This window comes from Stutzerimonas stutzeri (assembly GCF_019090095.1).
GTDB lineage: Bacteria > Pseudomonadota > Gammaproteobacteria > Pseudomonadales > Pseudomonadaceae > Stutzerimonas > Stutzerimonas stutzeri_AN.
Genome location: NZ_JAGQFP010000002.1, coordinates 577,802 through 603,296 on the forward strand (window position 1 = coordinate 577,802; position 25,495 = coordinate 603,296).

Here is a 25,495-nt window from a genome sequence, read left to right on the forward strand (position 1 = left end):
GTGCCGCACCTGGTGGATCGAGCCACCTGATGGCGATCCTAGGCGGCGAAACTTTCGCCAGGCTTTCAGGGGTGAGAGCAGCGTGCGGCGTGCCTTGCCGCTACACTGGCGCCCCGCTCCGTGAGTGGCAGAGGACAGGCAATGCGGATACTTCTGGTCGAGGATCACCCCCAGCTGGCTGAAAGCGTGGCGCAGGCGCTGCGGGCAGCCGGCTGGACGCTGGATCTGCTCAATGACGGCGTGGCGGCGGACCTGGCGCTGGCCACCGAGGATTACGCACTGGCGATTCTCGATGTCGGGCTGCCGCGGCTGGACGGCTTTCAGGTGCTGGCGCGCCTGCGCGAGCGCGGCAAGACGCTGCCGGTGCTGATGCTCACCGCGCGCGGTGAGGTGACCGACCGCGTCCATGGGCTCAACCTTGGCGCGGATGACTACCTGGCCAAGCCGTTCGAGCTGTCCGAACTCGAAGCGCGGGTCAAGGCGTTGCTACGGCGCAGCGTGGCGGGCGGCGAACGCCAGCAGAGCTGCGGCGCATTGGTGTACGACCTGGATGCCCGGCGATTCAGCCTCGACAGGCAACCCCTGACCCTGACGTCGCGCGAGCAGGCGGTGCTGGAAGCGCTGATTGCCCGGCCCGGGCGGGTCATGAGCAAGGACCAGCTGGCGGCGCAGGTGTTCGGTCTGGACGAGGACGCCAGTGCCGATGCCATCGAGATCTACATCCATCGCCTGCGCAAGAAACTCGAGGGCAGTGCCGTGCGCATCGTGACCTTCCGCGGCCTGGGCTATATGCTGGAGGCCGCCGCCGATGCCTGACGCGGCGCCGCTGCGCGCCGGCAGTCTGCGCACCGGACTGCTGCGCCGCCTGGCGATACTGCTGGCGCTGCTGCTGGTCCTCAGCGGTTGGAGCGCGTACTGGAACGGGCGTGCGGCCGCCGACTCCGCCTACGACCGCACCCTGCTGGCTTCGGCCCGAGCCATCGCCGAGGGGCTGGTGGCCAGCGACGGCAAGCTGCGTGCGAATGTCCCCTATGTGGCGCTCGACACCTTCGCCTACGACAGTGCCGGGCGCATCTACTACCAGGTGCTGGACACCGCAGGCCGGCTGATCAGCGGCTATGAAGACCTGCCAGCGCCGGGCGCGGGCGTGCCTCGCACCGATGATTACCCGGCGCTGGCGCGGTTCTACGACGGCCAGTTCCGCGGCGAGGGCGTGCGCCTGGTCAGTCTGCTGCAGCCGGTCAGCGAGCCGGAGCTCAACGGCATCGCCGAAATCCGCGTTGCCGAAACCCTGGGCGCCCGCGAGCGCATGGCGCGCAGTCTGCTGACCGATACGCTCTGGCGGGTGGGGTTGCTGGCGATCACCGCGCTGCTGCTGGTCTGGCTGGCGGTCAGCGCGGCGCTGCGGCCGCTGGGCAAGCTCAGCGAGGCGGTGGAACTGCGCCAGCCGGACGACCTGCGCCCGTTGCCGCTGGTCACCGTCCAGCAGGAGCTGCGGCCATTGGTGGCCGCGCTCAATCATTTCACCGAACGCCTGCGAGGCCAGTTCGAGCGCCAGGCACAGTTCATCGCCGATGCCGCGCACGAGCTGCGCACGCCGCTGGCTGCGCTCAAGGCGCGCATCGAGCTGGGCCTGCGGGAGCAACAGCCGCAACGCTGGCAGGAAACGCTGGAGGAGGCCGGGGCGCATACCGACCGGGTCATTCATCTGGCCAACCAGCTGCTGTCGCTGGCGCGCATCGAAAGCGGCGCGCAGGCAATCGCCGAGGGCGGCGCGCAGCGACTCGATCTGAGCCGGCTGGCCCGTGAGCTGGGGCTGGCGATGGCGGCGCTGGCCCACAAGCGCGGCGTGGCGCTTGCCCTGGAAGCGGACCAGCCGGTCTGGATTCAGGGCGAGCCGACCTTGCTGAGCGAGCTGCTGAACAATCTGCTCGACAACGCCCTGGCGCATACACCGAGCGGCGGCAACGTGGTGCTGCGCGTGCGCGAGGAGGGCGTGCTGGAGGTCGAGGATGATGGTCCCGGCATTGCGCCGCAGGAACGCGAGAAGGTCTTCGCTCGTTTCTACCGTGTGCAACAACAAGGGCAGGGCGCCGGCCTCGGGTTGGCCATCGTCGGGGAGATCAGCCGGGCTCACCGTGCGACCATCGAACTGGGTCAGGGCGACCTGGGCGGCCTGCTGGTCAGGCTGCGCTTCCCGCCAAGCACCGATTGAATCAGAGCGGCTGGCCCGGCGCCGTGACCACCACCTGGTTGCGGCCGTTGCGCTTGGCGCGGTAGAGCGCTGCGTCGGCAGCGGCAAGTAGCTCCGCCGGCGTATGGGCGATCGGCGGTTGCAGCGTGGCCACGCCGATGCTGATGGTCAGATCGAGCCGGTGGTCGCCATAGCTGGGATGCAACTCGGCGACCGCCTGGCGAATCCGCTCGGCCTGTTGCTGGGCCTTGTGGCTGTCGATGCCGGGCAGTGCGATGACGAACTCCTCCCCGCCATAGCGCGCCACCAGCTCGCCGGCGCGCTGTACGCGCTGCTTGAGCGTGGCGGCCACCAGCCGCAGGCACTCGTCGCCGAACGGGTGCCCGTAGGTGTCGTTGACCTGCTTGAAATGATCGATATCCAGCAGCAGCACCGACAGTGGCTGCTCGAGGCGCTGCGCGCGCCGGACTTCCTCGTCGAGGGTCAGATCGAAGTGCCCACGGTTGGCCAGCTGGGTCAGGGCGTCGGTGGTGCTCATCCGCTTGAGCTGCGCATTGACCGCTTCCAGGCCGCGCTTGGCGTCTTCCAGCGCCCGGGTGCGCTCGGATACGCGCTGCTCCAGCACCTCGTTGGCGCGCATCTGCAGCTGCAGCGCTTCCTGCTGAGCCCGCAGGCGCGACTCGCGCTCCTGGGCCAGTGCCTCCGACGTCCGCAGCGCGTTGTGCTGTGCCTCGATGCGGCGCTCACGCTCATGGTTGATGCGCTCGGCCAGCGCCATCGACAGCAGCACGAATTCGACGAACATGCCGATCAACTGGCCGTTGAGGGTCCAGATATTCAGCGGCAGTACGCCCTCCAGGGCGAGCAGATGGGCGACGGTGAAGACCAGTAGCGTCGCCCAGGCAATGGTGAATCGGCGCGCCGAAGCATTGCCGCGGATCCACAGCGTGACGGTCACCGCGATGGTCAGGCCGCAGTGGATCAGCGCCATCGTTTCGATCGCCAGGTAGCGCGTCAGCGCCGGTGCGAACAGGATCGCCAGCAGCACCGTGGCCCAATAGGTGATCAGCAGCAGGGTGACCTGCCAGACCCAGCCACCGTAGCGGCGGATATCCAGGAAGCGACTGGCGAACACCAGCGGCGTGAAGAAACACAGCGCCGCCGACAGGCCGTAGAAGCGATGCGAGAACTTCGGCGCCTCTGGCCAGAGAAACAGTTGGCCGAAGCCGGTGATGGTCAGCACGTAGAATAACGCGCTGAGCAGATAGGTGACATACAGCAGGTAGCTGAGGTCGCGGGTAAACACGAACAGGCTGCAGTTGTAGAGCAGGATCACCAGCATGCCGCCGAAGAACAGGTTGATCATGGCGACGTCGGCGATCTTTCCGGCGAGAAAGCCGGTTTCGTCGGCAATCGCCAAGGGCAGCGCGATCAGCTCGCGCGACTGCACATGGACGTAAACCACTGCGCCTTCTTCGGCATGCAGGAGCAGCGGGAACACGTAATTGTGATCGGGCTGTGGCCGCTCACGCATCGGCAGGGTATCGCCGGCTCGCATCGGTGGGCCCCAGCGGTCGCGTTCCGGGTAGTAGAGCTGCACCCGAACGTCATCCAGCACCGGCCATTTGAGACTGAAATACCAGGTGCCCGCCCGAGCGGAGGGATTGCGCAGGGCAAAGCGCAGCCAGGCGCCGTCCGGTTGTCGCTGCAGGTTGGGCCGCTCGAGGGGCTGCCAGTCCCCGGTCGCGCCACGGACGGTGTCGAAGTCGGCCGCCGGGTGCCCGGACAGGTATTCGATGGCGCCGACTTGAAGGCCATGAATGCTTTGGGTGGCCAGCGTTGGTTTGACCTCCGCCGCGGTCAGTCCACAAACGCTCATCAGCAGCGAAAACAACACAACGACCGACCAAGGCTGGCAACCCATTCGCTAAACCCTACTTAGTTCAGTGGCGCCCGCGGCGGGCGCCGTTGGTAAGAATGTCGCGCTTCTGACGTCAAAAACGATACGGTGAATACCGCCGCGATGCCAGCGCCAGGCGTGGCGGCGAGGGAGCCGGTTGATCGCCATCATGACGCCATCTCGGCGCGTGCTGGATGCTATGAGCCGGAACGCTCGCTTGACGGGCGAGTCAGATAGCAAGCGGCAACTGACGCGGCCGGCCAGAGGCGCTTTTTCGCAAGTGATTGCAGCCGCCGTGACTCGCGATTCCGATGGCCTGCTAGACTCCCAACTTCTCGCCAATGCTCACGAGGCCGCGCGAGACAATCCAAAACAACCAATAAGGAGTGAATCCATGAAAGGCAAATCCTTGGCATGGATATTTTCCGCCGCTTTGGCGGGAACTGGGCTGGGCGGTGTGGCTCAGGCGCAAGAACAATTCGTGACCATCGGCACCGGTGGCCAGACGGGCGTCTACTACGTCGCTGGTCAGTCGATCTGCCGTTTCGTCAACCGTAACGCCGAGGATCTGAAGTGCAATGCGCCCGCCAGCGGTGGCGGTGTGGCCAACGTCAATGGCCTGCGCAGCGGCGAGTTCAATTTCGGCATCATGCAGTCGGACCATCAATACAAGGCGATGAAAGGCCTGGAGCCGTTCAAGAGCGAAGGCGCGATGGACGACATCCGTGCGGTGTTCTCGCTGCAGAGCGAAGTCTTCACCGTGCTGGCGCGTCGCGACGCCAACATCAAGGGGCTGGACGACCTGAAAGGCAAGCGCGTCAACATCGGCAACCCCGGTTCCGGCCAGCGTGACACCCTCGAGGAGATCATGGCCGAGAAGGGTTGGGACAAGTCGGTCTTCGCCCTCGCCGCCGAGCTCAAGCCGGCCGAGCAGGCCAGCGCCCTGGGCGACAACAACATCGATGCGATGACCTACTTCGTCGGTCACCCCAACGGTGCGATCCAGGAAGCCACCACCACCGTCGACGCCGTACTGGTGCCCATCTCCGGCCCGGAGATCGACAAGCTGTTGTCCGAGAAGAGCTACTACACCAAGGCCGAGATTCCGGGTGGCATGTACAAGGGCAACGACAGCGCTACTCAATCGATCGGCGGCAAAGCCGTGCTGTCGACCACCTCCAAGGTGGATGCGGACGTGGTCTACAAGCTGGTCAAATCGGTGTTCGAGAACATCGAGCGCTTCCAGCGTCTGCACCCTGCCTTCAAGGATCTGAAGCCTGAAGACATGATCAAGGTCGGTCTGTCCGCACCCTTGCATGAAGGTGCCGAGCGTTACTACAAGGAACGTGGCTGGATGTAACGGCCGCTAGGCTTGCTGCACCGATGCGGCACGTCTGCCGTATGCGGCTTTCGCCTGAGAACCCGTGAGCGTATGCCACGGGTTCTCGCGGTTTCCGTTACCTGAAAAACAGGCCTCATTTCATGCAAGACAAATCACTTTCCACGGAAGAGCTGATCGCCAAAGACGTCGGGGGGCGGATCCCCGAAGGCGCCATGGCCCAACTGATTGCCGGTCTGGCGCTGCTCTGGTCGCTGTTCCAGCTGTGGATCGCTTCGCCGTTGCCGTTCATGCTGCGCATCGGCGTCTTCAATAATACCGAAGCCCGCTCGATCCACCTGGCGTTCGCCTTGCTGCTGGCATTTCTGGCGTACCCCGCGTTCAAGCGCTCGCCTCGTGACCGGGTGCCGTTGGTCGATATCGCGCTCGGCTTGCTGGCCGCCGCGAGCGCAGGCTACCTGTTCATCGCCTACGAGCAACTGGCCCAACGCCCGGGCAATCTCACCACGATGGATCTGCTGACGGCCTGCGTCGGCATCCCGCTGCTGCTCGAAGCGACCCGCCGCGCACTGGGGCCGGCGCTGGCGGTCATTGCCGTCATCTTTCTCGGCTACAGCCTGGCCGGACCCTATATGCCGGGGCTGCTGGCGCACCGCGGTGTCAGCTTCACGGCACTGGCCAACCATCAGTGGATCACCACCGAAGGCGTGTTCGGCATCGCGCTCGGCGTTTCCACCAGTTTCGTCTTTCTCTTCGTCCTGTTCGGTGCGTTGCTCGAACGTGCCGGCGCCGGTCACTACTTCATCCAGCTGGCCTTCAGCATGCTCGGTCATTTCCGTGGCGGCCCGGCCAAGGCCGCCGTCGTGGCGTCGGGCATGACCGGGCTGATTTCCGGCTCATCGATCGCCAACGTGGTGACCACCGGTACCTTCACCATCCCGATGATGAAGCGCACCGGATTCTCCGCCGAGAAGGCGGGTGCGGTGGAAGTGGCGTCCTCGGTGAACGGCCAGATCATGCCGCCGGTGATGGGCGCCGCCGCGTTCCTGATGGTCGAGTACGTCGGCATTCCCTATGTCGAGGTGATCAAGCACGCCTTCCTGCCGGCGCTCATTTCCTATATCGCGCTGGTCTACATCGTCCATCTCGAGTCGCTCAAGCTTGGCCTGACCGCCCTGCCGCGGGCCAACGTGGCCAAGCCATGGATGCAGCGCCTGATCGGCTTCGCCTTCGGCGTTGCGTTGATTTCGGGCATTTCGCTGGCCGTCTATTACGGCCTCGGCTGGTTGAAACCGGCCTTGGGCGACGCGGCGATCTGGGTGATCGGTGCGTTGCTGGTGGTCGTTTACCTGGCACTGTTGAAAGTCGCCGCGAGCAACCCGCCGTTGCCACCGGAAGACCCCGATGCGCCGCTGGAGAAACTGCCGGAAACCCGTCCGGTGCTGCTGTCCGGCCTGCATTTCCTGTTGCCGGTGGTGGTCCTGGTCTGGTGCCTGATGGTCGAGCGCTTGTCGCCCGGCCTGTCCGCATTCTGGGGCTCGGTGATCCTGGTCATCATCCTCCTCACGCAGCGCCCGCTGCTTAGCTGGATGCGCCGGGATGGCGCCCATCAGCACGGTACCTTCATGGATGGCGTGATCGATCTGCGCGAAGGCCTGATCGCTGGCGCGCGCAACATGATCGGCATCGGCATCGCCACCGCGGCGGCAGGGATCATTGTCGGGGCGGTATCGCAGACCGGTGTCGGTCTGGTCCTCGCCGATCTGGTCGAGCTGCTGTCGATGGGGAACCTGATGCTGATGTTGCTGCTCACGGCCTTCCTCAGCCTGATTCTCGGCATGGGGCTGCCGACCACCGCCAACTACATCGTGGTGTCCAGCCTGCTGGCACCGGTGGTGGTGGCGCTGGGGCAGCAGAGTGGCTTGATCGTGCCGCTGATCGCGGTCCACCTGTTCGTCTTCTACTTCGGCATCATGGCCGACGTCACGCCCCCGGTGGGCTTGGCTTCGTTCGCCGCGGCCGCGGTGTCCAAGGGCGATCCGATCAAGACCGGTGTGGTGGCGTTCTATTACAGCCTGCGTACCGCCGCGTTGCCGTTCCTGTTCATCTTCAATACCGACCTGCTGCTGATTGACGTGGACTTCTGGCACGGTGTGGTGATCTTCATCATCGCGACCCTGGCGATGCTGATCTTCGCCGCCGGTACCCAGGGCTACTTCCTGGTTCGCAGTCGCTGGTATGAAAACCTGCTGTTGCTGCTCGTCGCCTTCACCCTGTTCCGTCCGGGTTTCTGGATGGACATCGTGCATGATCCCTACCGCGACATTCCGCCCGCGCAGCTGGTGCAGGCGCTGGAAATGGTCGACGAGGACAGCCAGCTGCGGCTGCGTATCCGCGGTGAGGACGCCGTTGGCGACGTGCGTGACTTCAGCCTGCTGGTGGCGATTCCGGACGGCGAGACCGGCGAGGAGAAGCTGGAGAAGCTCGGCCTGATGACCTACGAACAGGACGGCAAGGTGCTGATCGACAGCGTGACCTTCGGCAGCCCGGCCGCCGAGTTGGGGCTGCAGTTTGACCAGGAGATTCTGGCCGTGCGTGCGCCAACCGATCGCCTGGCCAAGGAGTGGATGTGGCTACCGGCGCTGTTGCTGTTCGCCCTGGTGGTCTGGATGCAACGGCGGCGCAAGCGCGAGTGATCGCTTCGCCTCGCTAACCCGACCCCGGCCATGCCCAGCATGGCCGGGGTTTTTCGTTTTGAGGTGCCAGTGCGCGGTAGGGTTCAGGCCGGTTTGCCGGGCGGCAAGTGCGGGTCCGCCAGTCGCGGGTCGCGCGCGGTCGGGTTCTCGTCCGTCGCCCGTGCACGGCCACCGCTGGCGCTCTCCAGCGCTGCGTAGGCCGCGCTGCAGAACAGCGAGTTCAGGCGTTTCATGTCCGCGATCAGCTCCAGGTGAGCGGCGCTGGTCTCGATGCTTTCCACCACCTGCTGATGCAGGCGATGCACATGGGCATGAGCCAGCTCGCGCTCGCGCTTGCGGAACTGGCGCTTCTGCTGCAACAGCTGGCGCGCACTGTGCGAATCGCCGGAAAGGAACACCGACAGTCCCAGGCTCAGGTTGGCGCTGAGCAGCGCATGCAGTTGGCTGAGTTCGTCCAGGCCACGATCGGAAAACGAGCGCCGCTTGGAGGTCTTCAGGTTCTGCACCTTGCCGAGCATGTGCTCGATGATGTCGCCAGCCTGCTCCAGGTTGATCGCCAGTTCGATGATCTCCGCCCAGCGCCGGCTTTCCTGCTCGGCCAGGTCCTCGCGTGGCATGCGCGCCAGGTAGAGCTTGACCCCGCTGTAGAGCGCGTCGACGTCGTCGTCCAGGCGGCGGATCTCTTCACCCGGCTCGGGGCGATTCTCGTGCAGGGTTTCGAGCAGGCGCGCCAGCATGGTTTCTACCAGGTCGCCGATGCGCAGCGTTTCGCGCGTGGCGTTGGCCAGTGCCAAGGTCGGCGTGTCCAGCGCCGTGGGGTCGAGATGACGCGGCTGGGCGATACCGCTGTCGAACACGCGCTCGGGCAGCAGGCGTTCGCACAGCCTGGCCATCGGGCCCACCGTCGGAAGCAACAGCAGGCAACGCAGCAGGTTGTAGGACAGGTGGAAGGCGATGACATGGGCCTGCCCGCTGAAGCCGAACGCAGTCATCGCCTCGACCAGCATCGGCAGAAACGGCAGCACACTCAGCCCGGCGAGCTTGTACAGCAGATTGCCCAGTGCCACCCGGCGCGCGGGCACCGGCTGCGGCGTCGCGTTGAGCCAGGCGAGCAGGCCGCTGCCGACGTTGGCGCCGATGACCACGCCAAGCGCCACGGGCAGGCTGATCAGGCCGGCGCTGGCCAGCGTCGCCGTGAGCAACACGGCGGCGAGGCTGGAGTAGGAGAGCACCGCGAACACCGCGCCCACGACAACCGCGAGCAGGGTGTCGCCGGCAAGAGAGGAGAACAGCACGCGCATGCCGCGCGCCTCGGTGATGGGCTCGGCGGTCGCGACGATCAGCTGCAGCGCCAGGATGATCAGGCCGAGACCGATCAGCACGCGCCCCAGCTGGCCGGCGCGGGTCTGCTTGCGCGACAGGAACAGGCAGACTCCGACCAGGGTAAACAATGGCGACAGCCAGGACAGGTCCAGGGTCAGTACGCGGGCCATCAGCGCGGTACCGACATCGGCACCGAGCATGATCGCCAGCGCGGTGGGCAGCCCCATCAATCCCTGGGCGACGAACGAGATGGCCAGCAGCGCGGTGGCGTTGCTGCTTTGCACCAGCGCGGTGACGCCGAGCCCCGCCGTGAACGCCAGCGGCGGATTGGCCATGCTGCGGCCCAGCAACCGGCGCAGGTGCGAGCCATACACCCGCATGATGCCGGTGCGCACGATATGCGTGCCCCACACCAGCAGGGCGATGGAGGACAGCAAGTGCAACAGCGTCAGCATCAGGCACGGCCTCCGACGAATGAATGATCCCGATGTCCACGATCCTCGCAGTACCCGCGGCAACGCAAGCGGTGGACTATATCTGGTGGACCATCGCCGGCAGCCGGCCGTTCACGAGGCTGACACCCGCGGCGACACCGCGGTTGCCGTGGCCCGCCTCAGTTCGACGAGTAGTAGCCGACGCCGAGCACTACGTCGTTCACGCGGCGAATCAAGGTGTGTTTCTTCTCGACCGCGTTGGTGGCCGGGTTGCGCCAGACGTAATCGACCGTGCCGGTGCCTTTGTCCTTGGCCAGCGCGATCATCTGCTTGAACAGCGGCGTACCGGCGGCATCGGTGATGTCGCGCACGTCGACGCCGACCAGGTTGGGCGATGCGCCGCTGGCGCGGTATTTACCGTCCTCCAGGCCGATGGCGAAGACGTACTCGTCATTCATCACGAAGCCACCCTGCGGGTCGTTGAACGCCTTGAATGCCGCCTCGGCACCGGAACGTTTGACCAGCGCAACCGCCTCGTCGAGCATCTTTTGCGCCTGTTCGGCGGAGGAGCGCGGGATGTAATAGCCCACCGCGATGATCCGGTCACCCACCTTGCGGTACAGGCTGGTCTTGTTCTCTACCTTGTTGTCGGCCGGGTTGCGCCAGTGGTAATTGACCTGGCCGCTGTCAGCCGTCTTGGCACCCTCGACGATCTGCTGAATGAAGGGTGCGCCGGCGGCGTCCTTGAGGCTCATCACGTTGAGTCCGACCAGCGCCCGAGACGCGCCGTTGGCCAGCATGGTGCCGGCGCTGTCCAGTACGAAGACATAGTGCTGACCATCGACGAAGCCACCCTGATCGTCGTTGAACGCGGCGAGCGCCCGGTCCGGCCCCTCGGCCTGCAGGTGGGCGGCGGCGCGGTCGAGCAGGGCGCTGGCCTGGCGCACGTGGCTACGCTCGACCGATCCCTTGGCCGGGGCGTTGTCGCTGGCGGCATAGCTCAGCGGGCTGGCGCAAAGGGCTGCGCCCAGTGAAAGGATCAGCAGGTTCCGGTTGTTCAGCTTCATTGATCTACTCCTGGCCTGAGGCCGGCGAAAGGCCGCAAAGGTGCTTGGGTCTGCCTGCTATGGAATATCCTATGGCGAGTAAGGGAATTGATATTGATCACAAGGACCGTTGGGGACCTGCGAAAGGAGTAGGAAAAAACGCCGCACCAGCGATCTGCTGCACGTCCCGCGAGCGCGCCGGAACTTGCTACCCTCTGCCGCTGATCCAGCCGAAGCCGCCCGCCCATGCTCAGCCTCTACCACGCTCCTGACCTCGAAACCCTCGGCGAACTGGCCACACGCCTGCTTGCCCAGCCGCTCGCCGATCCCTTTGCGCCGGCGCAGGTGGTGGTGCCGAGCCAGGGCATGGGGCGCTGGCTGACCCTGGAGCTGGCGCGCAAGCAGGGCATCGCCATGCAGCTGGAGATTCAATTGCCGGCCAAATTCGTCTGGGACCTGAGCCGCACCGTGCTGGGCAGCCTGCCGGAGCAATCGGCGTTCTCCCCGACGACCCTGACCTGGCGTCTGTATGGCTGGCTGTGCGAAGCGTCCAGCCTCGAACTGGCGCCACGTCTGGCGCAATACCTCGACGGCGGTGACGAGCGCCGACGCTTGTCGCTGGCGGCCAAGATCGCCGACGTCTTCGACCAATACCTGCTCTATCGCGACGACTGGCTGGCCGCCTGGGAGCGCGGCGAAACCCTCGACCTCGGCCCCGACGAAGCCTGGCAGGCGCTGCTCTGGCGTGAACTGACCAAGGACGGCCACCCGCACCGCGCACGGCTGCTCGGCGACCTGCTGCAACGCCTTTACAGCGACGAACCCTTGCCCGGCCTGCCCGAGCGCTTGCTGGTGTTCGGCATCAGCAGCCTGCCACCGCACCACCTGCGCGTGCTCGACGGCCTGGCGCGGCATATCGACGTGGTGGTCTGCGCGCTCAACCCGAGCCGCGAGGCCTGGGGCGAGATCCGCGACATTCGCGAGCTGGCCAGGCAACCGGAGAGCGGGGCTGACGATTGGTATCTCGACGTGGGCCATCCGTTGCTGGCAAGCCTTGGCAAGCAGGGCCGCGACTTCTTCGATTCGTTGTTCAGCCTGACCGCCAGCGAAGGCAGCCAGGAGTTCGGCCTCTATTCCGAAGACGAAGACCTGCGTGACGACAGCCTGCTGCACGCGTTGCAGAACGACATCCTGCGCCTGCGCACCCGGCAGCCCGATGAGCGCGTCACGTTTGGCGAGAATGATCGCTCGCTGGAAGTGCACATTGCGCACTCGCCGCTGCGCGAGGTCGAGATCCTGCATGATCAGCTCCTGGCGCGGTTCGCCGCCGACCCCGAGCTGAGCCCGGATCAGGTGGTGGTGCTGACCCCGGACATCGAGCGCTACGCGCCCTTCATCGAAGCCGTCTTCGCCCCGCGCGAGGGCAGCCCGCGGATTCCCTACAGCCTTGCCGACCGCAGCCTGCGCGCCGAAATGCCGCTGATCGAAGCCTTTCTCGAATTGCTGATGCTGGCGCAGAGCCGCTTCGCCGCCGAGGAAATCCTCGCCTGGCTGGAGCAGCCGGCCATTGCCCGACGCGCCGGAATCGAAAGCGAAGACCTGCCGCTGCTGCGCGACTGGTTGCGCGACGCCGGCGTGCGCTGGGGGCGCGACGGCAGCCAGCGGGCCCGCCTGGGGCTGCCGGACGAATCGGCCTTTACCTGGCGCCAGGGGCTGGACCGCCTACTGCTGGGCTTTGCCGCGCCGCCGCAGCTGGCCGGAGACAGTGCGCCATTGCTCGGCGAACACTGGCCACTGGATGCGCTGGAAGGCGCGCGTGGGCAGTTGCTCGGTCGCCTGGTGGAGTTTGTCGAGCGCCTCGGCAACCTCGCCGATCAGCTGGCGCGACCACGACCGTTGGCCGAATGGGCCGACGATCTGCAGGTGCTGATCGACACCCTGTTCGATGAGCGCGAAGCCGGCGACACGTTGCTCTTGCTCTCCCAGGCCTGCGCGGCGTTGCGCGAACAGGCGCTGGCGGCCGACCTGACCCGGCCCATCGACCTGGAGCTGGTGCACCAGCAGCTCAGCGCCGCGCTGCAGCAGGGCGGTGGCGCCTCGGGCTTTCTCACCGGCGCCGTGACCTTCTGCACCATGGTGCCGATGCGCAGCCTGCCGTTCCGCGTGGTCTGCCTGCTGGGCCTGGACGATGGCGCCTTTCCGCGGCGCACGCCGCCGTCGGGCTTCGACCTGATCGGGCGCCACCCGCGCCGTGGCGACCGGGCGCGGCGCCTCGACGACCGCTATCTGCTGCTGGAAACCCTGCTGTCGGCGCGCGAAGCGCTGTACCTGTCCTATGTCGGCCGCGACCCGCGCGACAACGCCGTGCTGCCGCCTTCGGTGCTGCTCAGTGAGGTGCTCGAAGCCGTCGATATGACCGCCACGCTGACGCCTGCTGATCCGGCATCCGGGGGCGCTGACGAGCCCGCGGCCAAGACGGTCAGCCAGAAGATCCTTGTCGCCCACCCGTTGCAGCCGTTTTCGCCACGGAATTTCCGCGATGCGCCTTGCGCCGGCTTCTCGCTACCCTGGTATCGCGCCGCCCAGCGCCTCGCCGAGCCGCCGCAGACCCAGCCGCAGCCGTTCGCCAGCTTGCTCGCGGAACCCGACGAGGCGTGGCTGACCATCGAGCCGTCGCAGCTGTTGCAGTGCTTCCGTCATCCGGCGCGCTTCCTGCTCGAGCAGCGTCTCGGTCTGCGCCTGGCCGACGACCAGGAATCGCTCGCCAGCGACGAGCCTTTCGACCTGGAAATGCCGGCCTGGAACGGCCTGCGGCGGCTATCCCTACAAGCGGTGGAACACGGCTGGAGCGATGACGACGAGCGGCGCATGGCCTGTGCCGCTGGCTGGCTGCCCACCGGCGAGCTGGGCCAGGCGCTGTGGGGCAAGCTGCGCGGGCCGGTGCGTGCCTTCGCGCCGCGGCTGTTCGAGCTGCGCCCGGACGCCGTGCCCGAGCCGCTGCCGGTGGACATCACCCTGGCCGGTATCCGTGTGCATGGCTGGCTCGACGGCGTGACGCCGGCCGGCTTGTTCGGCTGGAAGCTCGGCAAGCTGGGCGAGTGGGATCTGCCGCCGTTCTGGCTGCGCCACTTGCTGCTCAACCTGTCCGCCACGCCCGGTATCGAACGCAACAGCCTGATGCTGTCGCCTGCCGGCGATTGGCAGCTGGGGCCGCTGGCCAATGCCGCCGAGCTGCTCGAACCCTGGCTCGCGGCCTATCGCTGCGCCATTCGCGAGCCGCTGCCGCTGCTGCCGCGCAGCAGCCACGCCTTTGCCAAGGGCTACCGCAAACCGGCGCGCGGCAGCGAACCCATCGAGACGGCCCGCAAGCGGGCGCGGGAGGCCTGGGTGGGGGCTGAGTTCAGCCCCATCGCCGCCGAGTCCGAAGACCCCTGGAATGCCTTGGCCTTCCGTGATCGCGATCCGCTCGACGAGCGATTCGAAACCCTGGCCCAACGGCTGATAGGCCCGGCGCTGGATGCATTGGCGAATGGAGAGGAGCAGAGCGATGACGTCTGAAGCATTGTGTCTCCACTTGCTGCCGTGCCTGTTCGGCGGTCAGGGTTTCGCCCCTGACGGGCGAGTCACTTTCTCTTTGCTTGTGCAAAGAGAAAGTAACCAAAGAGAAAGCACACCCCGCATCCGGCCCCGGCTGCGCCGGGGTTCCCTCGCTCCATCCCTGCTCCGGCGGCACGCAGCGAAGGGCCATCCCTGGCCCATCGCTGCTCTCGCGGCATCCATGCCGCTCGACCGCCTGCGCAGCGATTCCACTCGGCCTCCTGAGGGGCCCCGGTCCGCGGCGCCAGCTTATTTCCGTATCCGTGTCTCCGGTGTTGGCATCACCCGCACGCACTGTCAGGCCCCGCATGAATCCCCTTCAGGAGGCCGAGCGCAGGCGTTGTGTAGGGGGACGCGAGGCATGGATGCCGAGCGAGGAATGACGGGGCAGGGACGCCCCGTCATGACGTGCCCCCGGAGCAGCGCCGGAGCGAGGGAAGTCTGGCCGCGCAGCGGCCAGACCCGGATGTTGGGGCGCGCTTTCTTTTGCTTACTTTTCTTTGCGCGGGCAAAGAAAAGTAAGGCGCCCAGCGGGGCGCAACCCGAGGGTGTGGCCAGCACTGCAAAGTCGGCTTTGGCTCGGAGGATCATGCCATGAAACTCGACCTGCTCGACTCCCCCTTCGATGGCCGCTCGCTGATCGAGGCCAGCGCCGGCACCGGCAAGACCTGGACGCTCACCGCGCTCTATGCGCGTTTGCTGCTGGAGCGGCAGCTGTCGGTGGGGCAGATCCTCGTGGTGACCTACACCACCGCCGCCACCGCCGAGCTGCGCGAGCGCATCCGTGCGCGGCTGGCCGACCTGTTGGCGGTCTATGACGGCACACCCAGCGATGACGACTTCCTCAATCGGCTGCATGCGCGCTACCCGGACGAAGCCTCGCGGCGGCGCCTGTTGCTGGCCGTGCACGGCTTCGACGAGGCGGCGATCTTCACCATCCATGGCTTCTGTCAGCGCGCGCTGCAGGACGCGGCGTTCGAGGCCGGTGGCGATTTCGACAGCGAGCTGACCGCCGACGACCGCGAGATCATCGATGCGTTGCTCGCCGACGCCTGGCGCAGCGAGCTGGCCGACGCCGATCCGGCCTGGGCGCGCTTCCTGGCCAAGAGCCGGATCACACCCCAGTGGTTACGCCAGCGGCTGCGCAGCCATCTGGGCAAGCCCTATCTGCGGGTCGAACCCCAGGGCGCACCGGTCGCCGCTGATTTGCGCCCGGTGGAGGCTGCCTGGCAGCGCGCGGCTGAATTGTGGAAAAGCGCCGGCACCGCCTGGGTTGCCGAACTGCTGGCCCATGGCGGCCTGAGCCAGAGCACCCACAAGAGCATCAAGTTTGCCCCCTGGCAGGCGGAACTGGACGCCTATTTCGCCGACCCGGCCGTGATGTTCGACCTGCCCGAGGGGGCCGCCAAGTTCGGTGTCCGTGCGCTGAGCAAGGCCTGCAAGAAGGGGCATGACGCGCCCGTGTGTGAGCTTGCCCATGCACTGGACGCGCTGGCCGATCAGGTTGCCGAGGCGTTGCCAGCGGGCAAGCAGCGACTGATCGCGCTACAGGTCGCGCTACTGGAACGGCTCAACCGAGAGCTGCCCGAGCGCAAGGCGGCGCAGCGGCTGCTGGCTTTCGATGATCTGCTCAACCGTCTGGATCAGGCGTTGCAAGGCCCGGTCGGCGAAGACCTGGCCGCTTCGTTGCGTGCGACCTATCCACTGGCGCTGATCGACGAATTCCAGGACACCGACCCGATCCAGTACGCCATCTTCGACCGTATCTATGCCAACGCCAGCGAGGCGTCGCTGTGCTTCGTCGGCGATCCCAAGCAGGCGATCTACGCCTTCCGCGGTGCGGACCTGGCGACCTACATGACCGCCAAGCAACAGGCCGACCGCGAGCCCTTCAACCTGCCGACCAACTACCGCTCGACGCCCGCGCTGATCGCCGCCCTGAACCAGCTGTTCAAGCACCCTCAACCTTTTGCCCAACCGGATCTCCGCTATCCGGCCGTCGGCGCGGCCGACAAGCCGCGCGCCACGCTGCGTCTGGTGGAAGAGGGCGAGGCGGCGCCGCTGTCGCTGGTCTGGCTCGGCGACGATCCGCTGGGCAAGGGCGAGGCCGCGCAACTGGCGGCGAGCGACACCGCACGACGCATCGCCCTGCAGCTGGCGGCTGCCGCCGAAGGCCGGGCAGGCTTCGACAAGGACGGCCGGTTCACCCCGCTCAAGGGCGGCGATATCGCCGTGCTGGTGGCCAACCATCGCCAGGCCGGGATGATCGCCGATGAGCTGGCCGCCCGCGGCGTGCCCAGCGTACGGCGTGGGCGCGACAGCGTCTGGCGCAGCGAAGAGGCCGGTGAGCTGGCCGCGGTGCTGGCCGCCTACGCCGAGCCCGGTCGCGAAGGCTTGCTGCGTTATGCCCTGGCCACCCGATTGCTGGGCCGCAGCGCCGCCGATCTGGCCCGCTGCCAGGACGATCAGCAGCAGTGGGATGCCGAGCGCGAAGCCGCCGAGCGCTATCACCAGCTCTGGCAGCAGCAGGGCTTTATGCGCGTGTTCCGTGCCTGGCTCGACGAGCAGGCGGTTGCCGAACGGCTGCTGGCGCGGGTCGATGGCGAGCGGCGGCTGACCAACCTGCTGCACCTGGGTGAGCTGCTCCAGGCCGAAAGCCTGTTGCGCCCCGGGCTGGAGCCGCTGCTCGCCTGGTTCAACGCGCAACGCGGCAGCGAAGGCGCTGGCGAGGAAGCCCTGCTGCGCCTGGAAAGCGATGCCGAGCGGGTGCAGATCGTCACCATCCACACCAGCAAGGGCCTGGAATACCCGTTGGTGTTCTGCCCGTTCCTGTGGGACGGCAAGCTGCTCGGCAAAAACCGCGACAGCGCTCGCTGCCACGGCGCTGATGGCCAGCCGTTGCTGGATCTTGGCAGTGATGAATTGGAGGACAACCTCGACCGCGCTCGTGAGGAAGTCTTTGCCGAACAGCTGCGACTGGCCTACGTCGCGCTGACCCGCGCCCGTGACAGGCTTTGGCTGCATTGGGGGCCAGTGTGCCTGTGCAAGCCGAAGAAGGACGGCACGCTCGCCGACGAAGGCCTGCACACCAGTGCACTGGCCTGGCTGCTGCACGGCCGCGAGCTGCCGGGTGAGCATCCGCTGAGTGAGCTGGGCATCCATCTGGCGGACCTCAACGGCGGCAGCCTGCGCCAGGCCATCGAGCGACTGGCGCAGGGAAGCGACGGTCATATGGCCTGCCTGCCGCTGGAATCACGCGAGGCCAGCGCGCAGGGCCCCGGCCGGGCCGCGCCACCGCAGCAGCTGTCGCAGCTCAATCGCAGCCTGCACAGTGCCTGGCGGATCGGCAGTTTTTCCGGCCTTGCCGCCGGCATGCACATGGAGGCGCCCGACCGCGACGCCCTGGCCATCCCCGATGCTGGCGAGCCGGGCAGTGGCTTCTTCGCCTTTCCCCGCGGTGCACGGGCCGGGACCTGCCTGCACGCGATCCTCGAAGATTGGGCGCGCGGCAAAGGGGCATTGCCTGATTTGGTCGAACCTGCGCTGCAAGCCTACGGCCTGCCACTGGAATGGAAGCTGATCGCCACCGAACATCTGCAACGGGTGCTCGACACCGATCTGGACGATACCGGCCTGACGCTCGCCGCGTTGCAATCGGCCCGACGCCTGCCGGAACTGGGCTTCACCTTTCCCGTACGGGATCTGGACGTGGCGCGGCTGCGCACTCTGTTGGTCGATCCGGCCAACGGCCTCGCCGCCCCCTTGCGTGAGGCGGCGGCGCGGCTGGAGTTCGACAGCCTCAAGGGCTTTCTCAAGGGCTTTATCGACCTGACCTTCGAGCACGACGGCCGCTGGTACATCGCCGACTACAAATCCAACTGGCTCGGCCCGGATGCCAGCTACTACGGTGGCGAGCGGCTGCTGCAGGCGCTGGCAGGCGAGCATTACTACCTGCAATACCTGATCTACCTGGTAGCGCTGCGCCGCTTCCTGCGTCAGCGCCTGGCCGATTTCCGCGACGAGCAGCTGGGTGGAGCCTTCTACCTGTTCCTGCGCGGGATGCCCGAGGCGGGTGTGTATTTCGCACGGCCCGATGATGCCTTGCTCGATGCGCTGGATCGCCTGTTCGAGGAGGGGCGATGAGTGCCTGCACGGCCCTTTGGTCATTATTTTTTAGGAGCGTCCGATGACCTTCGCTGATCTGCCGCTTGGCCCGCTGGAGCGTGCGTTCGTTGCGAGCCTTCAGCGCCTCGAACCGCTGACGCCAGATGAGGTGCTGGTCGCCGCGGCACTGTGCTGTGAGGCGCTGGCAGCCGGAGATGTCTGCCTGCCGCTTCAGCGATTCGCCGGCCAACGTCCCTGGCCGGAGGTCGATCTCAGCCTGCCGTCGCTGGAGAAATGGCGGGCCCAGCTGGAGGCCTCGCCGCTGGTCGGCAGGGCGGACGACTACTCGCCGCTGACCCTGGTCGGTGACCGGCTCTATCTCGCCCGTTACCAAGCCTACGAACAACAGCTGGCCGAGCAATTGCTGACCCGCGCCGCAGACGCACCGGACGTCGACGAAGCGCGGCTGAGCGACAGCCTGGCGCGCTTGTTTGCCTTCAACCAGCAACGCCCCGACTGGCAGCGATTAGCGGCGGCCCAGGCGGTACGTCGGCGCCTTGCGGTGATCTCCGGCGGCCCCGGCACCGGCAAGACCACCACCGTGGTGCGCCTGCTGGCAGCGCTGCTGGAGCAGCCGGGCGGCGAGCGCCTGGCCATCGGCCTCGCCGCCCCCACCGGCAAGGCGGCGGCGCGTATGGCCGAAGCGATCCGTAACGCCAAGGCCGAGTTGCCAGTCAGCGATGCCATAAAGGAAGCCTTGCCGGACGACGCACGGACCCTGCACCGCCTGCTCGGCAGCCGCGGCGACAGCCCGAAAGTACGCCACGACGCGGCCAACCCGTTGGCGCTGGATGTGTTGGTCGTCGATGAAGCCTCGATGGTCGACCTGGCGCTAATGGCCAAGCTGGTCGCCGCGCTGCCACCGAAGGCGCGGCTGATCCTGCTCGGCGACAAGGATCAGCTGGCGGCGGTAGAGGCCGGCGCGGTGTTCGCCGAACTCTGCGAAGGGCGCGGTTTCGATGCCGAGGCGGCCGCGGATCTCGAGCGCATCACCGGCCAGCCCGTAGCGGTCGAGACGCCGCGCTCGCGCCTTGGCGATGCGGTGGTGTTGCTGACCCACAGCCACCGTTTCGCCGGCGACAGCGGCATCGGCGAACTGGCGCGGCGGATCAATGCTGGCGACGCCAAGGGTACGGTTGCGCTGCTGCAGGAGGGGCGCGCAGATCTCGCCTGGAACGAGGCGCCCAGCCCCGCGGCGCTGATCGAACGGCTCGAGCAGGGCTATTCGCCCTATCTGCAGGCCGCGCGGCAGGCTGATCCATCCGCTGCGTTCGAGGTCTTCAACGGCTTCCGTGCGCTGACCGCCCAGCGTGAAGGCGCCTTTGGCGTCAGCGGCATCAACGAAGCGCTGGAGGCGCGCTTCAAGCGCCGCTTCGGAGTGGCGAGCCGCGAGCGCTGGTATCCCGGCCGCGCGGTGATGGTGCGGCAGAACGATTACGCGCTGGGCCTGTTCAACGGCGACATCGGTCTGTGTCTGAAAACCGAACAGGGCCTGCGGGTGTTCTTCGAGGGCGACGAGGGCTTTCGCGGCTTCGCACCGGCGCGGCTGCCGAGCCATGACAGTGCCTTTGCCATGACGGTGCACAAGAGCCAGGGCTCGGAGTTCGCCGAGGTGTTGCTGGCGCTGCCCGAGCAACCCAGCCCGTTGCTGACGCGTTCGCTGTTGTACACCGGCATCACCCGGGCCAAGCGCAAGGTGGAGATCTGGGCACTGCCGGCACGGCTGGCCGAAGCGGTCATCACCCGCGCCGAGCGGGCTGCTGGGCTCGCCGAACGACTAAGCTTGGGGGAGGTAACGCGCACGCCCACGCCGCCCGGCATGCCGACGCCCGCCGGTGCGCCAGCCGGTGATCAACTCAGTTTGTTCTGATGAACGCGGCTACCCGAGGCCGGCGCTTGCTCCGGCCGCAAACCTGCCGCTTGCGGGGTTCCGATTGCGCGAAGGCCGCCGCAGACGCATGCGGCGGGTTCGGGTAGGGTGCATCAGCCGTTCAGGGGGAGATCGATCGTGTCGATGACGGGACACTGGAGCCTTGGGTTGCTGCTGAGTGTGGCGCTCAGCCTCGGCGCTCATGGTGCGGACGTGCGGCTGGTGACCGGCGACGATTATGCCCCGCTCACGGGAAAGTCGCTCGCGGGGTCCGGCGTGTTGTCGGAGGTGGTGCAAGCGGCCTTCGCCCGTAGCGCCATGCCCTCGACGCTGGCCTGGCAGCCCTGGAATCGGGGCTACCTGATGACGCTTCGCGGTGAATACGACGCCACCTTCCCCTATATCCATACCGAGCAGCGCGAGCGTGATTTTCTTTACTCGGCGCCCCTCTATGTATCCCGGCAACACCTGTTCAGCCGTGCGGAGGATGCCTTCGAGGAGGAGCGGCTCACCCACGGAGGCCGGCTGAGGCTGTGCCACCCGCTGGGTTGGCAGCTGCCACGCAACATACAGGCGCAGGTCGAGCAGGGGAGACTGATCCGCCATTCGCCGCCTGGCCTGGCCAGCTGCGCGCAGCTGTTGCTGCTCGGACGCGACGACCTGTTCGTCGCGGACCTGCTGCTGGGGCGCTACGCGCTGGCGGCGACCGGCGCCCCTCGCCAGCGTTTTCATGTCTCTCGCTCGGTAGTGGGCCGGCAGACGATGCATCTCATCGTGCCGCGTAGCCGTGCGGGCGCCGAAGGGTTGATCGAGCGGTTCAACCAGGGGTTGGCTGACTTGCGTGCCAGCGGGGACTATCAGCAGCTGGTCGACGCCATCCTGGCGGACGGTGCGCTGGCGGACGCGCAACCGTCCGAGGAGGCACGCTAGTGGCGGTGAGCGGCCCGGGCGAGCCGTACTCGATTTACCTTTGGCCAAGGTTCGCCTGGCTGGCGTGGCGAATCGGGCCTCAGCCGTCGAGTAGCGTCAGCACCAGCGGCAAACTGGCGGCGGCCAGCAAGGTCTGCAGGGTGATGATGCCCGCCATCAGGTGGCTGTCGCCGCCAAGCTGGCGAGTCAGAACGTAGGCGGTCGGCGCGGTGGGCAGGGCGAAAAACAGCACCAGAATAGTGGTCTCCATCGCCGGCAAGCCGATCAGCCGTGCCACGCCATACGCCAGCAGCGGAACGCCCAGCAGCCGCGCGGCGCTGTTCCAGCCCAGTGCCGGGACTTCCCCTCCGAGCTCCTTGGGCTTCAGCGCCGCGCCCACGCACAGCAGGCCCAGCGGCAGGCTGGCCGCTGCGAGCAGGCCAAGCAGGCGGTCGGTACCGCCAGGCAGGCCCAGCCCGGAGACGTTCACCAGCGCGCCCGTCACGCAGGCCAGGATTAGCGGGTTCTTCGCGATCGGCAGCAGCAGGCCGCGCAGGCTGACGCCACGCTCGGCGGTCAGCGCCCAGACCGACATCACATTCACGGTTGGCACCATCAAGGCCAGCATCAGCGCCGCCATGGCCAGCCCTTCCTTGCCGAACAGACTGCCTACTGCGGCGAGGCCCAGATAGGTATTGAAGCGCAAAGCGCCCTGGGCGAAGGCACCGAAGCGCGCCGCCGGCCAGCCTCGCAGCCGCTTCAACAGCAGCAAGCCCACCCATGCCAGCCCCAGTCCGAGCATGACTGCGCCGGCCAGGCGCGGCAGCGCGGGATTGCCTAGAGGCGCGGTGGCCAGGCTGCTGAACAGCAACGCTGGAAACAGCACGAAGTAGTTGATCCGTTCGGCGCCCGGCCAGAAGGCCTCGCTGGGAAACTCCCGCAGACGCAGGAAATAGCCGGCAACGATCAGGGCGAACAGGGGCCAGAGGGCGAGCAGTAGAGCAGTCACGCGATACATCCAACTGTGTAGGTGACCCGATAGTGGAGCGTCCCGACGGCATCGGCAAGCGAACCGTCACCGTCGCGGCCTGGACGACCGCTACCGCCCTTCACGTTCATCGGGAAAACGGTTGGTGTGATGTCCAAGTGATATCATGGCGGTGCCAGTACACGAGCGACGACGATGCAAAGCCTAGAACAGCAATCCGCCGAGGATTTCCGCGACACGCCTTACGGCAGGCAGCTGCTCGCGGGGTTTCGTCGCCTGCTGTTCGTGCCGGAGCTGGAGCGCGAATTTCGCCGTTATCTGCATCGCCAGGCACGCTTGGCACAGCGCCTCGGCGCCTGCCTGCTGATCGCCGTGGTCGGCGGTTATCTGTATGCCGAGCGGCAGCTGATACCCCACCCGGATGCGAGCTGGCTGCGCGAGCTCACGCTGCTTCGGTTGCTGGAGATGGTGCCGGGTTTCGCCGTGCTCGCCATCTCGCTGTTCCACAGGCGTTTGCGCGTCGCCGCCAATCGGTTGTTTCCGCTGTTCCTTGTCATGGTGGGGACCGTGGCGGCACGAATCGACATCCAGTACGAGATCATGCAGCCGGATATGACCTTTCGTTATGGCGCCGGCCTGCTGATCGTCTGTTCGTTCTTCTTCCTGGGCATCACCTTCTGGCGGGCCCTGGTCAGCGCCACCGCCATCGTGCTGATCGATGTGCTGATGGCCACGCTGATTCTGTCGCCTGCCGCGATGAAGGTGCACTGGATCGCGGTCAGCTATTACCTGCTGCTGCTGATGGTCGGCGCGGTCAGTCGCTATGTCCACGAATACTCGCAGCGCGAGCAGTTTCTGGTTCGGCAACTGCTCGGCTGGGTCGCGCAGCACGATGCGCTGACTGGCCTGGCCAACCGCCGCAGCTTCGATGTTGCACTCAGGCAGACGCTGTTGCAGGCACGCCGTGATGGCCAGCCGCTGGCGTTGTTGCTACTCGATCTGGATAACTTCAAGGCGTACAACGACAGCCTGGGGCATCCGGCCGGCGATGCGCTGATTCGGGTCTTCGCCGATGTGCTAGGGCGCTTCGCGCGGCGGCCGATGGATCTGGCCGCACGTGTGGGTGGGGAGGAGTTCGCCTTGCTGTTGCTCGATTGCGATGCGCAGGCCGCACAGGTCATAGCCGGCCAGCTTTTGCACGCCCTCGCCGAGCGTGCGGTGCCGCACCCGGCATCGCCCCGGAGTGCTTACGTCACCACCAGCATCGGGATCGCCATGTGGGGCGCGGGCCAGAGTGCCGAGCAGTTGTATCAAGCGGCCGATGCGGCCCTGTACACAGCCAAGCAGGCCGGCAAGAACTGCTACCGGCTCAATATCGCCGCTTAGCCGGTGGCCGCGAGGCTCAGCGGCGTGGCGTCACCGGGCGGGTACGGCCACTGCCGTCGATCGCCACGAAGACGAATACCGCTTCAGTAACCTTGCGCCACTCGCTGGACAAGGGGTCATCGCTCCAAACTTCCACCAGCATGCGAATCGAGCTGCGTCCGACTTCCAGCGTCTGGGTATAGAACGAAAGTTGGGCACCCACCGCCACCGGAACCATGAACGCCATCCGGTCGATGGACACCGTCGCGACGCGCCCGGCGGCCACGCGACTGGCCATGGCGGTGCCGGCCAGATCCATCTGCGAAACCAACCAGCCACCGAAAATATCGCCGAAGCCATTGGTTTCGCGCGGCAAGGCGGTCAGTTGCAGGGCCAGGTCGCCCTGTGGGATCGGATCTTCCTGTTCGTATTCTTTCATCGGGTCGACTCGCGGCGCGTTTGTTGTTCTAGCGCGAAAGGTCCGCGGTAGTGCGGGCCGGGGCGAGTATAACGGCTGTCGAGGGTGGCAGCGACTAAGGTGGCCTAAAGTTCAGTTTCGTCACCAGATTGTCATATTCGGTTCATAGAGTGTTCACACGGCCTGCAGACAATGGCCACCGTTGCAAACACCGACACACCCCCTGCTAGGAGCATGGAATGAAACTGAATCGTTTGATGGCGGCCCTGACTTTCGTTGCCGCTGGTGTAGGCGCAGCGAGCGCAATCGCCGCGGTCGACCCGGCGCTGCCGAGCTATGAAAAGACCTCCGGCGTTTCCGGCAACCTGTCCAGCGTCGGTTCCGACTCCCTGGCCAACCTGATGACCCTGTGGGCCGAAGACTTCAAGCGTAACTACCCGAACGTCAACATCCAGATTCAGGCTGCCGGTTCTTCCACCGCGCCGCCGGCACTCACCGAAGGCACCGCCAATCTTGGCCCGATGAGCCGTCCGATGAAGGACAACGAGATCCAGGCCTTCGAAGAAAAATACGGCTACAAGCCGACTGCGGTTCCGGTCGCCATCGACGCCCTGGCGGTGTTCGTCCACAAGGACAACCCGATCAAGAGCCTCGACATCGAGCAGGTCGACGCCATCTTCTCCAGCACCCGTCTGTGCGGCGGCGAGCAGGACATCAAGACCTGGGGCGACGTCGGTCTGACCGGCGAGTGGGCTGGTAAGCCGATCCAGCTGTTCGGTCGTAACTCGGTATCCGGTACCTACGGTTACTTCAAGGAAGAAGCCCTGTGTAAAGGTGACTTCAAGTCCAACGTGAACGAGCAGCCGGGTTCCGCTTCGGTGGTGCAGTCGATCTCCAGCACGCTGAACGCCATCGGCTATTCGGGCATCGGTTACAAGACCTCCAGCGTACGCGCCGTGCCTCTGTCCAAGGGCGGCGAAGCCTTCGAGGCCAATGAAGAGAACGCACTGGCTGGCAAGTTCCCGCTGGCTCGCTTCTTCTACGTCTACGTCAACAAGGCGCCGAACAAGCCGCTGAGCCCGATCGACGCCGAGTTCCTGAAGTTGGTGCTGTCCAAGCAGGGTCAGGAAGTGGTGGTCAAGGACGGTTACATCCCGCTGCCGAAGAAAGTGGTCGACAAGACCATGCAAGAGCTGGGTCTGAACTAAGGCCTGAAGCCTTGCGTGCGGCACCCGCCGCATGCCTGAACGCC

General features: G+C 66.3%; 15 protein-coding genes. 10 read left to right on the forward strand and 5 right to left on the reverse strand.

Going from position 1 to position 25,495, the window contains the following annotated elements; all coding sequences use genetic code 11:
- The first annotated feature begins 141 nt into the window (after positions 1–141).
- Together KVO92_RS12360 and KVO92_RS12365 are read left to right on the forward strand one after the other, a co-directional pair.
- On the forward strand, positions 142–816 hold the full coding sequence (locus KVO92_RS12360) for a response regulator (protein WP_217475939.1): 675 nt from the start codon (positions 142–144) through the stop codon (positions 814–816).
- Positions 809–2,215 (forward strand): sensor histidine kinase N-terminal domain-containing protein, encoded by a 1,407-nt coding sequence (locus KVO92_RS12365; protein WP_217475940.1) that lies wholly within the window; start codon positions 809–811, stop codon positions 2,213–2,215. Before KVO92_RS12360 ends, KVO92_RS12365 begins: the two co-directional genes overlap by 8 nt.
- A gap of 1 nt (position 2,216) precedes the next feature.
- Here KVO92_RS12365 and KVO92_RS12370 read toward each other — a convergent pair whose 3' ends face one another.
- Complete coding sequence (locus KVO92_RS12370) at positions 2,217–4,118, reverse strand: sensor domain-containing diguanylate cyclase (RefSeq protein WP_254621423.1); 1,902 nt, start codon at positions 4,116–4,118, stop codon at positions 2,217–2,219.
- Positions 4,119–4,488: 370 nt separating this feature from the next.
- Here KVO92_RS12370 and KVO92_RS12375 point away from each other — a divergent pair, with 370 nt between their 5' ends.
- Both KVO92_RS12375 and KVO92_RS12380 read left to right on the forward strand, forming a co-directional pair.
- A complete protein-coding gene (locus KVO92_RS12375; protein WP_217475941.1) occupies positions 4,489–5,454 on the forward strand; it encodes a TAXI family TRAP transporter solute-binding subunit in 966 nt (321 codons plus the stop codon).
- Positions 5,455–5,576: 122 nt separating this feature from the next.
- Positions 5,577–8,129, forward strand: a complete 2,553-nt coding sequence (locus KVO92_RS12380; protein ID WP_217475942.1) for a TRAP transporter permease — start codon at positions 5,577–5,579, stop codon at positions 8,127–8,129.
- Positions 8,130–8,212: 83 nt separating this feature from the next.
- Here KVO92_RS12380 and KVO92_RS12385 read toward each other — a convergent pair whose 3' ends face one another.
- Entirely contained in the window at positions 8,213–9,907 is a 1,695-nt protein-coding gene (locus KVO92_RS12385; protein ID WP_217475943.1) for a Na/Pi cotransporter family protein, read from the reverse strand.
- A gap of 158 nt (positions 9,908–10,065) precedes the next feature.
- Positions 10,066–10,953 (reverse strand): cache domain-containing protein, encoded by an 888-nt coding sequence (locus KVO92_RS12390; RefSeq protein WP_217475944.1) that lies wholly within the window; start codon positions 10,951–10,953, stop codon positions 10,066–10,068.
- 225 nt (positions 10,954–11,178) lie between these two features.
- On the opposite strand from KVO92_RS12390, the gene recC reads away from it, so the two are divergent.
- The 4 genes from recC to KVO92_RS12410 all read left to right on the forward strand — a co-directional run bounded on the left by recC (position 11,179) and on the right by KVO92_RS12410 (position 21,493).
- On the forward strand, positions 11,179–14,490 hold the full coding sequence (gene recC / locus KVO92_RS12395) for an exodeoxyribonuclease V subunit gamma (protein ID WP_217475945.1): 3,312 nt from the start codon (positions 11,179–11,181) through the stop codon (positions 14,488–14,490).
- A 633-nt stretch (positions 14,491–15,123) separates the two neighbouring features.
- The gene (recB, locus tag KVO92_RS12400; RefSeq protein ID WP_217475946.1) at positions 15,124–18,672 is read left to right on the forward strand and encodes an exodeoxyribonuclease V subunit beta; all 3,549 of its coding nucleotides are present in this window, start codon (positions 15,124–15,126) and stop codon (positions 18,670–18,672) included.
- Positions 18,673–18,715: 43 nt separating this feature from the next.
- Positions 18,716–20,563, forward strand: coding sequence for an exodeoxyribonuclease V subunit alpha (gene recD / locus KVO92_RS12405; protein ID WP_217475947.1), 1,848 nt, complete (start codon positions 18,716–18,718; stop codon positions 20,561–20,563).
- A 144-nt stretch (positions 20,564–20,707) separates the two neighbouring features.
- Positions 20,708–21,493 carry a substrate-binding periplasmic protein gene (locus KVO92_RS12410; protein ID WP_217477240.1) on the forward strand — a complete coding sequence of 262 codons (786 nt, stop codon included), beginning with the start codon at positions 20,708–20,710 and terminating at the stop codon, positions 21,491–21,493.
- A 79-nt stretch (positions 21,494–21,572) separates the two neighbouring features.
- Here KVO92_RS12410 and KVO92_RS12415 read toward each other — a convergent pair whose 3' ends face one another.
- Positions 21,573–22,490, reverse strand: a complete 918-nt coding sequence (locus tag KVO92_RS12415) for an AEC family transporter (RefSeq protein WP_217475948.1) — start codon at positions 22,488–22,490, stop codon at positions 21,573–21,575.
- Positions 22,491–22,655: 165 nt separating this feature from the next.
- Between KVO92_RS12415 and KVO92_RS12420 the strand changes: the two genes are divergently transcribed.
- Entirely contained in the window at positions 22,656–23,846 is a 1,191-nt protein-coding gene (locus tag KVO92_RS12420) for a GGDEF domain-containing protein (protein ID WP_217475949.1), read from the forward strand.
- Between the two features lie 16 nt (positions 23,847–23,862).
- Here KVO92_RS12420 and KVO92_RS12425 read toward each other — a convergent pair whose 3' ends face one another.
- Complete coding sequence (locus KVO92_RS12425; RefSeq protein WP_102846839.1) at positions 23,863–24,264, reverse strand: acyl-CoA thioesterase; 402 nt, start codon at positions 24,262–24,264, stop codon at positions 23,863–23,865.
- 218 nt (positions 24,265–24,482) lie between these two features.
- Between KVO92_RS12425 and KVO92_RS12430 the strand changes: the two genes are divergently transcribed.
- Positions 24,483–25,451: a PstS family phosphate ABC transporter substrate-binding protein gene (locus KVO92_RS12430; protein ID WP_217475950.1), complete on the forward strand. Its 969-nt coding sequence runs from the start codon at positions 24,483–24,485 to the stop codon at positions 25,449–25,451.
- Positions 25,452–25,495 lie beyond the last annotated feature (44 nt).

What these genes read in the sequence shown, in the direction of transcription:
- KVO92_RS12370 (WP_254621423.1), bottom strand. Translation starts at nt 4,118, where the DNA reads ATGGGTTGCCAGCCTTGGTCGGTCGTTGTGTTGTTTTCGCTGCTGATG.
- KVO92_RS12420 (WP_217475949.1), top strand. Translation starts at nt 22,656, where the DNA reads ATGCAAAGCCTAGAACAGCAATCCGCCGAGGATTTCCGCGACACGCCT.
- KVO92_RS12365 (WP_217475940.1), top strand. Translation starts at nt 809, where the DNA reads ATGCCTGACGCGGCGCCGCTGCGCGCCGGCAGTCTGCGCACCGGACTG.
- recB (WP_217475946.1), top strand. Translation starts at nt 15,124, where the DNA reads ATGAAACTCGACCTGCTCGACTCCCCCTTCGATGGCCGCTCGCTGATC.
- KVO92_RS12415 (WP_217475948.1), bottom strand. Translation starts at nt 22,490, where the DNA reads ATGTATCGCGTGACTGCTCTACTGCTCGCCCTCTGGCCCCTGTTCGCC.
- recD (WP_217475947.1), top strand. Translation starts at nt 18,716, where the DNA reads ATGACCTTCGCTGATCTGCCGCTTGGCCCGCTGGAGCGTGCGTTCGTT.
- KVO92_RS12375 (WP_217475941.1), top strand. Translation starts at nt 4,489, where the DNA reads ATGAAAGGCAAATCCTTGGCATGGATATTTTCCGCCGCTTTGGCGGGA.
- KVO92_RS12390 (WP_217475944.1), bottom strand. Translation starts at nt 10,953, where the DNA reads ATGAAGCTGAACAACCGGAACCTGCTGATCCTTTCACTGGGCGCAGCC.
- KVO92_RS12360 (WP_217475939.1), top strand. Translation starts at nt 142, where the DNA reads ATGCGGATACTTCTGGTCGAGGATCACCCCCAGCTGGCTGAAAGCGTG.
- KVO92_RS12380 (WP_217475942.1), top strand. Translation starts at nt 5,577, where the DNA reads ATGCAAGACAAATCACTTTCCACGGAAGAGCTGATCGCCAAAGACGTC.
- KVO92_RS12410 (WP_217477240.1), top strand. Translation starts at nt 20,708, where the DNA reads ATGACGGGACACTGGAGCCTTGGGTTGCTGCTGAGTGTGGCGCTCAGC.
- KVO92_RS12385 (WP_217475943.1), bottom strand. Translation starts at nt 9,907, where the DNA reads ATGCTGACGCTGTTGCACTTGCTGTCCTCCATCGCCCTGCTGGTGTGG.
- KVO92_RS12430 (WP_217475950.1), top strand. Translation starts at nt 24,483, where the DNA reads ATGAAACTGAATCGTTTGATGGCGGCCCTGACTTTCGTTGCCGCTGGT.
- KVO92_RS12425 (WP_102846839.1), bottom strand. Translation starts at nt 24,264, where the DNA reads ATGAAAGAATACGAACAGGAAGATCCGATCCCACAGGGCGACCTGGCC.
- recC (WP_217475945.1), top strand. Translation starts at nt 11,179, where the DNA reads ATGCTCAGCCTCTACCACGCTCCTGACCTCGAAACCCTCGGCGAACTG.